Raw genomic sequence first — 10,729 nt, 5'->3', positions numbered from 1 at the left:
GATGATCCCCGCAGCCTCCGCCCAGTCCAGGATGCGCTCCAGGATGCCGTCCGGCGACGCCCCCGGAAGCAGGTCGTCCGCGACGGGCTCCGCCCGCAGGTCTGGGAGGCCCAGCTCCCCGATGAGGCCGTTGGCGGCCCAGACGGCGTCCTCCGCCTCGATCAGCCCCTGCAGGAGGGCGAAGCGCACCAGCCGGTTCAGCTCGCGGTTGACGTCCACGTCCGCTGCCGGCATGGCTAATTCCCCCAGCCCTGAGGATGGGCGCTGTGCCAGTGCCAGGCCGAGGCGATGATGTCCTCCATGGAGGTTACCTGGGGCCGCCAGCCCAAAACCCTTCCGGCCAGGGCGCTGTCCGCCACCAGCCGCGCCGGGTCCCCCGCGCGGCGGGGCCCCACCTTCACGGGGATGTCCCGCCCCGTGGCCCTCCGGGCAGCGTTGATCATCTCCATCACGGAGTAGCCGTCGCCGCTGCCCAGGTTCAGGATCCGGCTCTCGCCGCCCTTCGCCAGGTAGTCCAGCGCCATCAGGTGCGCCTGAGCCAGATCCTCGATATAGACGTAGTCCCGGATGCAGGTCCCGTCCGGCGTCGGGTAGTCGTCGCCGAACACCGTGACGCAGTCCCGCCGCCCCAGCGGCACCTGAAGGATGATGGGCACCAGGTGCGTCTCGTTCCGGTGGTCCTCGCCCAGGCTCCCGTCGTGCCACGCCCCCGCCACGTTGAAGTACCGCAGGGACACGTAACGGATGCCGTGCCGCTCCCCGACCCAATGCATCATGCGCTCCATCACGCGCTTCGTCTCGCCGTAGGGGTTCGTGGGCTTCGTCTCGTCGTCCTCGAGGATGGGCACGCGGCTCGGCTCGCCGTACACGGCCGCCGAGGACGAAAACACGATCTGACGCAGCCCGTGGCGCACCATAGCCTCCAGCAGGGACTGCATCCCTCCCACGTTGTTCGCGAAGTACAAGAGGGGCTTCTCCACGCTCTCCCCCACCAGGGAGCAGGCGCAGAAGTGCAGCACCGCCTCGATCTTATGCTCCGAGAATATCCTGTCCATCAGGGCCGCGTCGCGGACGTCCCCCTCGTAGAAGGGGACCCCGTCGGGGACCGCCGGCCGGTGTCCCGTCCACAGGTTGTCCACCACCACGGCTTCAGAGCCGCGGTCCAGCAGGGCGCGCACGTTGTGGGAGCCGATGTAGCCGGCCCCTCCGCAGACCAGAATCGCCATGTCATCCACCCGTCCTTCCCACAGGCAAAAGCGTCAGGGACGCTCCATCCGCCCCGCGCCGTCCGCCGCGTCCACCTCGTAGAAGTCGGCGCGCAGGCCCGTGGCCTTCGCATAGCCGGCTCCCACGTCCCGGACGAAGGCCTCCACGCACGGGGCCTCCACGATGCTGACCGTGCAGCCCCCGAAGCCGCCCCCCGTCATGCGCGAGCCGACCACGCCGGGCTGCCGCCAGGCCAGCTCCACCAGCGCATCCAACTCCGGGCAGGACACCTCGTAGTCGTCCCGCAGCGAGACGTGGGACTGGTTCATCAGCCGCCCGAACAACGCCAGGTCCGACATCTCCAGGGCCGCGAGGGCGTGAAGGGTGCGCTGGTTCTCCGTGACGGCGTGGCGGGCGCGCCGCAGGTTCACGGGGTTGCGGATCACGCCCGACAGATACTTGAACCCCGGCTCCGTCAGCTCCCCAAGGGCCTTGACGGGCCGCACGCGACGCAGGTCCTCCAGCGCGGCCTCGCACTGGGCCCGCCGCAGGTTGTACTCCGACCCGGCCAGGGCGTGGGGCTTGTTGGTGTTGCTGATGACGATGCGAAACCCGTCCAGGTTCAGGGGCACGAGCTTGAAGTCGAGCGTCCTGCAGTCCAGGAATACGGCGCAGTTCCGCCTGCCCATGGTGATGGCGAACTGGTCCATGATGCCGCACTTCATGCCCACGAAGTCGTTCTCCGCCCTCTGGGCCAGAAGCGCCGTCTCGACGCCCTGGAGCCCCATTCCGAACAGGCCGTCCGCGACGCGGGCCGTCAGCACCTCGATGGAGGCGGAGGAGGACAGCCCCGCACCTCCCGGCAGGTCCCCCCAGAACAGGAGGTCCAGCCCCGCAGGCAGCGGATGCCCAGCCTCCTCCAGCACCCGGAGAACCCCCAGGGGATAGTTGGCCCAGCCCCGCTCCTGCCGGTACTCCAGACCGCGGGCCGGCGCCTCGGTCGTCCCGGCTTCCTCAAAGTTCATGGAGTGGAGCCGCACCAAGTCCGTCCCCTGCCGGGGCGCCGCAAGGGCCCAGATCCCCAGGGAGATGGCGCAGGGGAACACGTGCCCGCCGTTGTAGTCCGTGTGTTCGCCGATGAGGTTCACGCGCCCCGGCGAGCGGAAGAGCGCCGGAGCCCCGCCGCCGGTTCCGAAGAGCTCCTGAAATCGGGAGAGCATCCTCCCGTACATGTCACGAATGCCCTGCATGATCCCACCCCCTAATCCTCAGGGTCGAAAAAGCGCAGCCTCACGCGCGTCCGGACGGAGGCGAAGGGGGCCAGCGTCCGCATGGACCCGTGGCGGCGCTCCTCGAGGCGCCCCATCGTGTAGCAGGTGGAGGGTTCGAGGGCCAGGACGTACTCCCCGCTCCTCATGCACTTCCACTGGGAGAGGATGGGCAGCGTGTCCAGGGACCAGGAGAGCTCGGCACCGATCCCGAGCCGCCGGTTGATCAGGCGGGCCCTGGGGTCCTCCCCGGCGGGGCGCACCTCGTTGAAGTAGACGCGCTCCTCCTCGCCGTCGATGGGCGCGGTGCAGCGGCACTGGTCCGCCAGCCCCGCCTCGGCCCAGGGCGAGCGCGGGGTGACCTTTCGGTCCTCCGGCAGCTCGAGCGTCGCGTCCGCGTCCAGCAGGGGCCAGCCGAAGTTGCAGTGGTAGAGCAGCGCGTACTCGACGGGCTGCGGCGTCAGGTTCGTGACCTCGTCCTCGACCAGGAGCTCGCTGCCCCAGGCCGGCGCCGTGATGACGCGCTTCAGCGACAGGTTGTGGCGCCACTGCTCCGTCTCCCTCACCGTGCCGGACACGCGGATGACGCCCCCCTCCGCGGAGGCCGAGAGCCCCCGCGCGCTCTGCCCGTGGTAGCGACCGTGGAGGGGGTGGAACTCCCCGTCCCCCTCCTCGTCCCGACACTGGGGTCCCACGGAGAGCAGCCCGCAGGTGTACATCATCCCGCCGGGAAAGGTGTGGTCGAAGTTGTCCGGGACGGGCAGGAAGCGGGAGGGCGCGTCGTAGCCGTTCTTCGTCATGTAGTTGACGTTGACGCCGCGCCAGCGCAGCCGGCCAACGTCCAGGCCGCTGTCCGGCAGGACGTCGAAGTCCAGGCCTCCGGCGGTGCTCACCTGGTACACCGCCGCGCCCCTGGCGTTCCCCTCGTCGAGGATGAGGCGCCGGACGCCGTAGACCTGCTCCTCCGTGCCGACGTGCCGGTAGAGCGACTCCATGCTGAGGCCTTCCATGACGTTCCCTACCTTCTGCGGTACTTCGTCATGTCGATGGCCACGGCCGCGGCGATGATCACGCCCTTGATGACCTGCTGCCACATGGGGGAGACGTTGACGAACTGCAGGCCGTATTGAATGATCGTGAAGATGAGGACGCCCGACACGATGCCGCTGACGCGCCCGATGCCGCCGTTCAGGGAGACACCGCCCACCACGCAGGCCGCGATGGCGTCCAGCTCGTAGCCGTTGCCGTAGTTGTTGGTGGCGCCCGCCGTGCGCGCCGCCTCGAGGACCCCCGCGATGCCGTAGAGGCACGAGGCCAGGATGAAGATGCCCATGATGTTGCGGAAGACGCTGATGCCCGCCACCACGGCCGCCTCCCGGTTGCCGCCGATGGCGTAGACGTTCTTTCCGAACACGGTCTTGTTCAGGATGAACCAGATGAGGACGCAGATCACCGCCGCGATGGGGATCAGGATGGATATCCCCGGAAAGCCGCCCGGCTCGGAGCTGGCGAAGACCTTCATCTGCCCCAGGGCCGTGAAGTCGGGCCGGATGCCGCCGATGGGCTGGGAGTTGTTGGGCGGCATGTCGAAGTAGAGGGAACAGGCGCCGTAGATGATGACCTGCGTCGCCAGGGTGGCGATGAAGGGGTGCATGTCGTACTTGGCCACCAGAAACCCGTTCAGCGCGCCGAAGGCCATGCAGGCCAGCACCGCCAGGAGGATGGGAAGCCAGACGCTGACCTGCGGCAGGTCCGGAAAGAAGCGGTTGGCGTAGGCCGAGGTCTGCAGCATGGAGGTGGAGACGACCGCCGCCAGCCCCACCATGCGGCCTGCGGAGAGGTCCGTGCCCGCGATCAGGAGCGTGAAGCAGATGCCCAGGGCGATGATGAGGCGCGTCGAGGACTGCGTCAGGACGTCAAGCGCCACGCGCACCTGCATGAAGCGCGGCTGGATGACGCAGATGACCACCACCAGGACCAGCATGGCCAGCAGGATGGCGTAGTTCGTCAGGAAGGCGCCGAAGGACTTGCGGGACAGCACCACGTCCTCCGCCTCCCCCTCGGCGCCGCGCCCCCGCGCGGCCACTACTCCCTTCAGCGCCACCACGGCGCCGATGATCATCAGGAAGACGGGCAGGTCGTAGACGCTCTTCAGCGACAGGGCCTCCTTGATCCCGCTCAGGGCGGGGACGGCCTGAACGGCCTTCAGGATGACGCCAAGGATCAGGACGGATGCGCCCGAAGTCCGCAGGAAATGGTTGTACTTCTCGCGTGTGATTCGTCTTTCCGCCATTTCGATAAACCTCCCGAAATCGATATGTGTTCAAGCGGGCCGTTCGGTCGCCCCTACTTTGAAAACTGCGTCGCCAGGCGCATGATCTCGACCTGATCGAACTGGTCCCGGTTCAGCATCCCCGTGACGCGCCCCGCGCACATCACCATGATGCGGTCGGACATGCCCATGAGCTCCGGCATCTCCGAGGAGATCATGATGATGGACTTTCCCTGGGCGATCTGGCTCAGCATGATGGTGTAGATCTCGTACTTCGCCCCCACGTCGATGCCCCGCGTGGGCTCGTCCAGGATCAGGACGTCCGAGTTCGTCAGGAGCCAGCGGGCGATGAGCACCTTCTGCTGGTTGCCTCCCGAAAGGTTCTGGATGAGGGTGTCCAGGGAGGGCGTCTTGACGTTGAGCTCGCCGCAGGACTCCGACGCCGCCTCGATCCGCTCGCGGTCGTTCAGCACGCCGAGGTGCGCGTAGTGCTTCTGGTTCGCGATCACCGTGTTCTCCAGCACCGGCAGGATGCCGAAGATGCCCGTGGCCCGCCGTTCCTCCGTCAGCAGGGCCAGCCCGTGGGCCTTGGCCTCGCGCGGGGAGTGGGACAGGGAGGGCTCTCCGTCCTTCAGCACCGTGCCGGAGGCGACGTCGCGAAGCCCGAAGAGCGCCTCCACGAACTCCGTCCGCTGGGCCCCCACCAGGCCGCCGATGCCCAGGATCTCCCCCCGCCGCAGCTCAAAGGAGATGTCCTGAAAGGAGCTCTTCAGGGGCGAGGACAGGTGCTCCACCTTCAGCACCAGCTCCTCCGACGGCGCGACGAGTTTCGGCGGGAAGCGGTCCGTCATCTCGCGCCCCACCATGCGCTGGATGATGCCGTCCATGGTCAGCTCGCTGGCGGGCCAGGTCCCGATGTAGTGCCCGTCGCGCATGATGGAGACCTCGTCGGCGATCTGGAGGATTTCCTCCATCTTGTGCGAGATGTAGATGATGGCGATGTTCTGCTTTCGCAGCCGGTTGATGATCTTGAAGAGGTGTTCCGTCTCCCGGTCCGTCAGGGAGGAGGTGGGCTCGTCCATGATGATGATGCGCGCGTTCGTGCTGACGGCCCGCGCGATCTCCATCATCTGGAGCTTCGCCGCCGACAGGCTGCCGGCCTGCGCGGCGGGGTCCACGTCCAGCTCCAGGTCCTTGAACAGGGCCAGCGTCCTGTCGTACATCGCCTTGTGGTCCACCACGCCGAAGGTTGATGGAAAGCGCCCCAGCCAGACGTTCTCCATGACGGGGCGGAACCGGATGGGGTGGAGCTCCTGATGGATCATGGAGATGCCGTCGTCCATGGCCTCGCGGGCCGAGTTGATCCGCACCGGCGTCCCGTCCAGGAGGATCTCGCCGCCGTCCGGGGAGTAGATGCCGAACAGGCACTTCATCAGCGTGGACTTGCCCGCCCCGTTCTCCCCCATCAGCGCGTGGACCGTTCCGGGCCGCACGTTGAGCGAGACCCTGTCCAGGGCCTTCACCCCGGGAAACGTCTTGGTGATCTCCTTCATCTCTAGGACATATTCGCTCATTGGTTCTCCCCCTTACGTCATCGCGTCAAGAGCCCCTCTTAAGGAAACGCCCCCGCCGACGGAGGCCGACAGGGGCACGGAAATTACCGCAACGCCTTCAACGCCGGAAGGACGGCAGGCCTACATGAACTCCTTGTAGTTCTCCGACGTCACCTTCCGATAGGGGATCCAGATGTACCTTTCGTCCGTGACGTCGTAGCCGATGGACTCCTTCGTCACCTCCCGGCCCTCCGCAGCGGCCACGGCGACGCGCACCGCGGCCTTGCCCTGGTTCACGGCGTCGTTCAGGACCGTCCCCAGCATGGAGCCGTCCTTCATCGCCTCAAGGGCCGGCGCCGTGGCGTCCACGCCCACCACCGGGACGAACTTCGCAGGGTCGCCCGCGTTGTATCCCTCGGCCTTCAGGGCCTCGATGGCGCCGAGCGCCATGTCGTCGTTGTTCGCCAGCACGGCCTCGATCCTGTCCAGCCCCACGGCGGAGATGAAGCCGCTCATCTTGTTGGCGCCCTGCACCTTGTCCCAGTTCGCCGTGTCGCTGCCCAGCTCCTCCAGCTCAAAGCCGCTGTCCTTCATGGCCTTGACCGAGTACTCGGTGCGGAGCGTGGCGTCCTGGTGTCCCTGCTCGCCGCGGATCATGATGTACTGAATCTTGCCGTCTCCGTTTTTGTCCGCGGCCTTGTTCGCCTTGAAGTAGTCCGCGATGATCTGGCCGGACAGCGTGCCGGACTCCTCGGCCTTGGCCCCGACGTACCAGGTCTTGTCGTAGCTCTTCATGACCTCCTCCTGAGGCTCGCGGTTCACGAAGACGATGGGGAGCCCCTCCGCCTTCGCCTTGAGCATCAGGGGTGCAGCCGCCGTGCGGTCCACCGGGTTCACGATCAGCGCGTTGACGCCCTTCGTGATGTAGGTGTCCACCTGGTTGTTCTGGTCCGGCTGGCGGTTCTGGGAGTCCACGATCTCAAGCGAGCCGCTGTGCTCCTTCATCTCCGCGTTCATGGCGTTGCGAACGCCCGTCATGAACGTGTCGTCGAACTTGTAGATGCACGCGCCCACCAGCACGTCCGCAGCCATGGCCGAGACGGCAAGCCCCAGCACCAGAACCGTACCGACGCATAAAGCCCACTTCTTCATTCAGAAACCCCTCCCGTTGTCGTGTGATGTGCTCTCGTCCGCCGCGGCGAACGTCTTATGCCCCCACAGGGGGCCGTTGTCCTCAAGAGGTCCGACCGTTGTGCGAAAAATACAAACTCTGTCCTTAGATTCTACTACAAAATTCAGTTTTATGCAGGTCCTTTTACCCTGAGGGCACGCTCACTCCGTCCTCACCCTTGGGATGGGGTTGAAGATCACGTCCCCCGCCCCGATGGAGAGGTCGTCGCTCCGCGCGCTTCCCACGTGCATGTCCTCCGGCAGGCCGACGGGGGAGGCCCGGAACTCCTCGCCGCCCCCCGCCACGGCGACGGGAGCGTGAAGCTCCGGCGCGGGCTGGAGGCCCCACCGGTCGAGTACCGAGGGGCGGCGGTCCTCCCGCAGGTCCGGGCTCATCCACCAGCGCTCGCCGTCCGGGCTCAAGAAGAGGCGGTCCGCGTCCTCCCCCGCGCCGACAGCGGCGGACAGGGGAAGGGCCCTTGTGACGAACCCCTTGCCCTCCGGCACGACGCTCGCCGCCCGAAGCCACGCCATGGGACCTCCAAGCCACGGGCTCCCGCCCGGCGCCTCCATCACGCCAAGCTCCGGGGCCTCCGTCCGCAGGAAGCGCCTTGCGCCGGAGTAGCGGTCCACGGGCACGCCGACCCACCAGGCCTGCCCTGCGGCGACCACCTGCACGGAGTCCAGCCACTCCGACCCGGCGTCCTCAAAGCACCCCTTGATCCGGGCCGTCGCGGGGAGCTCCGCACGCCCCGACTCAGCCTGGCACAGGTTCACCACAAGGGCCAGAGCGCAGAGGCGTCCCATCACGCGATGGACCTCGACGTCCTGCACGACCTCAACCGCCGACGCCGGGGCGCAGCCCCCCGCGGCGAGCGCGAGGAGCACCGCAGCCGCCAGGACGGACCTCAAACGTGTACAATGCCTCATCAAACGATCTCCCTTCGTCTCCGGCCGACGCGCGCCGCAAGGGGCGCGCTCCGCCCATCATTATAAACGAAATAAACGAAGCGGACGAATATCGTGGTCCCCGCACGGCGGCGCTCTCCAAACGCGCAGGGGGTGTCGGCAGGGCCAAAGGCAGCCCCTCCACCTCACTCCGTCAGGCACCTCCGCGGATTTTGCGCGGCACCTTGCGCTAAGCCGCGAATGGATTAAACTATAAGTGGTTGTTTTGCGCACCTCAACACCATCTCAACACTATCATTTATTATATAGGGGGTTTTGTCATGATCACGTTTTTCGTCGCACTGGCCGCTCTGATCGTCGGCTACTGCACCTACGGGCTCTTCGTGACGTTGGTGTTCAAGCCGGACGACCGTAGGACGCCCTGCCAGGTTCACCCGGACGGCGTGGACTACGTCCCGCTCCCCATCTGGCGCGCGTTCCTGATCCAGCTTCTGAACATCGCGGGCCTTGGCCCCATCTTCGGCGCGCTCTCCGGCGCCATCTGGGGGCCCTCGGTGTACCTGTGGATCGTCCTCGGCACGATCTTCGCCGGCGCCGTCCACGACTACCTGAGCGGGATGCTCTCCATGCGCAACGACGGCGCGAGCATCTCCGAGCTGACGGGCATGTACCTTGGCCCCACCATGAAGACCGTCATGCGCATCTTCTCCGTGGTGCTGCTGGTGATGATCGGCGTCGTCTTCATGGTCGGCCCGGCCCAGCTTCTGAGCCGCATGATCATGGGCGCCGGCAGGGACTTCAACCTGCCGCGGACCGCTGCCGTCTCCATCCAGGCGGCTCCCGCCGTCGCAGCCCCCAAAACTGAAGCCGAAAAGACCGCAGCGCCGAAGGCCGATGAGGGCAAGGTGCCAGTGGAGGCCAAGCCCGCGCCCATCGAAGAAGCCAAGCCGGAGGCCCCGGCCGAGGAGGCCAAGCCCGCCCCTGTCGAAGAAGTAAAGCCGGAAGCCCCGGCCGCTGAGGTCAAGCCCGTTCCCGCCGAAGAAGTGAAGCCGGAAACCCCGGCCGAGGAGGCCAAGCCCGCGCCGACCGAAGAAGCGAAGCCGGAAGCTGCGGCTGCTGAGGAGGTGAAGCCCGTCGCGGAGCCGGAGATGGTGTACGGCCTGACGGAGGCGGAGTGGGTGAAGTACCTCACCATCGCCATCCTGGTCTACTACTTCCTCGCGACGCTCCTGCCCATCGACAAGGTCATCGGCCGGTTCTACCCAATCTTCGGCCTCTGCCTGATCCTCATGGCGGTGCTCATCGGCGGCGCCACGGTGATGAACCACCTGAACGGCACGCACCCGATGATCGAGCTCTGGGACGGCCTCTATAACATGCACCCGAAGGGTGCGACGACGCCCATCTGGCCCCTGATGTTCATCACGGTAGCCTGCGGCGCCATCTCCGGATTCCACGCCACGCAGTCGCCCATGATGGCGCGCTGCCTCACCAGCGAGCGCCAGGGACGCTTCGTGTTCTACGGCGCCATGGTCGCCGAGGGCATCATCGCCCTGATCTGGGCCAGCGCGGGCATCGCCTTCTACAACACCTTCGGCTCCCCCATCACCACGGAGGGGCTCTTCCTGGCCAGGGGCGGAAACTCCGCCACCGTCTACGACATCTCGAAGGGGCTCCTTGGCTCCATGGGCAGCATTCTGGCCCTGCTGGGCGTCGTGGCCTGCCCCATCACGTCCGGCGACACGGCGTTCCGCAGCGCGCGCCTGACGCTGGCCGACTGGTTCAAGATCGACCAGAAGGCCATCAAGCCGCGCCTGATGCTGGCCCTGCCGCTGCTCCTGATCGGCTACGCCATCTCCTTCGTCGATTACGGCATCGTGTGGCGCTACTTCTCCTGGTCCAACCAGACGCTGGCCATGATCGCGCTCTGGGCGGGCGCCGTCTACCTGTGCCGGAACGTCTCCCCCGTCAGTGGCTTCATGGCCGCCATTCCCGCCACGTTCATGTCCGCGGTGAGCTCCACCTACTTCTGCTTCGCCCCGGAGTGCCTGGGCTTCGCCACGAAGTTCAGCGAGGGGCTTACCCTGTGCGGCGTGACGGTGGACGGCGTTCAGCTCTCCTACGGGATCGGCCTCGTCTTCGCTCTCGTCCTGTTCTCCATCTTCTTCGGCGTCCACCGCTCCGCCAACTACTACAAGTCCCTCAAGAAGGGCGCCTGACGGCTCCACGCCGCGGAGGTAACAAGGAGGGGCGGACCGGCACGGTTCGCCCCTCCCTTTTTCGTCTTGCGCGCCGCCCCGCTTCGCACTCCGCGCATCCTGTATAATGAAGCGGGATTCACACCAAATCGC

Annotated in this window: 9 protein-coding genes; 1 reads left to right on the top strand and 8 read right to left on the bottom strand. The window is 66.7% G+C overall.

Annotation, left to right across the window (positions count from 1 at the left end; translation table 11 throughout):
- From SY1_RS02145 to SY1_RS02110, 8 genes are all read right to left on the bottom strand, one after another.
- Positions 1 to 234 (bottom strand): hypothetical protein (locus tag SY1_RS02145; protein ID WP_208872592.1); only part of this gene is annotated, 234 nt, incomplete at its 3' end.
- Positions 235 to 236: 2 nt separating this feature from the next.
- A complete protein-coding gene (gene galE, locus SY1_RS02140) occupies positions 237 to 1,226 on the bottom strand; it encodes a UDP-glucose 4-epimerase GalE (protein WP_015556030.1) in 990 nt (329 codons plus the stop codon).
- A gap of 33 nt (positions 1,227 to 1,259) precedes the next feature.
- Positions 1,260 to 2,456, bottom strand: coding sequence for a galactokinase (locus SY1_RS02135; RefSeq protein ID WP_015556029.1), 1,197 nt, complete (start codon positions 2,454 to 2,456; stop codon positions 1,260 to 1,262).
- 11 nt (positions 2,457 to 2,467) lie between these two features.
- On the bottom strand, positions 2,468 to 3,484 hold the full coding sequence (locus SY1_RS02130; RefSeq protein ID WP_015556028.1) for an aldose 1-epimerase family protein: 1,017 nt from the start codon (positions 3,482 to 3,484) through the stop codon (positions 2,468 to 2,470).
- Positions 3,485 to 3,492: 8 nt separating this feature from the next.
- Complete coding sequence (gene mglC / locus SY1_RS02125; RefSeq protein WP_015556027.1) at positions 3,493 to 4,767, bottom strand: galactose/methyl galactoside ABC transporter permease MglC; 1,275 nt, start codon at positions 4,765 to 4,767, stop codon at positions 3,493 to 3,495.
- Positions 4,768 to 4,820: 53 nt separating this feature from the next.
- Positions 4,821 to 6,320, bottom strand: a complete 1,500-nt coding sequence (locus SY1_RS02120) for a sugar ABC transporter ATP-binding protein (protein ID WP_015556026.1) — start codon at positions 6,318 to 6,320, stop codon at positions 4,821 to 4,823.
- Positions 6,321 to 6,440: 120 nt separating this feature from the next.
- Positions 6,441 to 7,451 carry a galactose ABC transporter substrate-binding protein gene (locus SY1_RS02115; protein ID WP_015556025.1) on the bottom strand — a complete coding sequence of 337 codons (1,011 nt, stop codon included), beginning with the start codon at positions 7,449 to 7,451 and terminating at the stop codon, positions 6,441 to 6,443.
- A gap of 180 nt (positions 7,452 to 7,631) precedes the next feature.
- Positions 7,632 to 8,399, bottom strand: a complete 768-nt coding sequence (locus tag SY1_RS02110; protein ID WP_208872591.1) for a hypothetical protein — start codon at positions 8,397 to 8,399, stop codon at positions 7,632 to 7,634.
- A 299-nt stretch (positions 8,400 to 8,698) separates the two neighbouring features.
- On the opposite strand from SY1_RS02110, the gene SY1_RS12270 reads away from it, so the two are divergent.
- Positions 8,699 to 10,597, top strand: coding sequence for a carbon starvation CstA family protein (locus SY1_RS12270; RefSeq protein ID WP_015556024.1), 1,899 nt, complete (start codon positions 8,699 to 8,701; stop codon positions 10,595 to 10,597).
- The last annotated feature ends 132 nt before the right edge of the window (positions 10,598 to 10,729 follow it).

This window comes from Fretibacterium fastidiosum, assembly GCF_000210715.1.
In the GTDB taxonomy this organism is placed as follows: Bacteria; Synergistota; Synergistia; order Synergistales; family Aminobacteriaceae; genus Fretibacterium; species Fretibacterium fastidiosum.
This window is presented reverse-complemented; position numbering and strand designations above follow the sequence as displayed.

Excerpts from the sequence above, each read along its gene's own strand:
- SY1_RS02115 (WP_015556025.1), bottom strand. The coding sequence starts at position 7,451 with ATGAAGAAGTGGGCTTTATGCGTCGGTACGGTTCTGGTGCTGGGGCTT.
- SY1_RS02110 (WP_208872591.1), bottom strand. The coding sequence starts at position 8,399 with ATGAGGCATTGTACACGTTTGAGGTCCGTCCTGGCGGCTGCGGTGCTC.
- galE (WP_015556030.1), bottom strand. The coding sequence starts at position 1,226 with ATGGCGATTCTGGTCTGCGGAGGGGCCGGCTACATCGGCTCCCACAAC.
- SY1_RS02120 (WP_015556026.1), bottom strand. The coding sequence starts at position 6,320 with ATGAGCGAATATGTCCTAGAGATGAAGGAGATCACCAAGACGTTTCCC.
- SY1_RS02135 (WP_015556029.1), bottom strand. The coding sequence starts at position 2,456 with ATGCAGGGCATTCGTGACATGTACGGGAGGATGCTCTCCCGATTTCAG.
- SY1_RS12270 (WP_015556024.1), top strand. The coding sequence starts at position 8,699 with ATGATCACGTTTTTCGTCGCACTGGCCGCTCTGATCGTCGGCTACTGC.
- mglC (WP_015556027.1), bottom strand. The coding sequence starts at position 4,767 with ATGGCGGAAAGACGAATCACACGCGAGAAGTACAACCATTTCCTGCGG.
- SY1_RS02130 (WP_015556028.1), bottom strand. The coding sequence starts at position 3,484 with ATGGAAGGCCTCAGCATGGAGTCGCTCTACCGGCACGTCGGCACGGAG.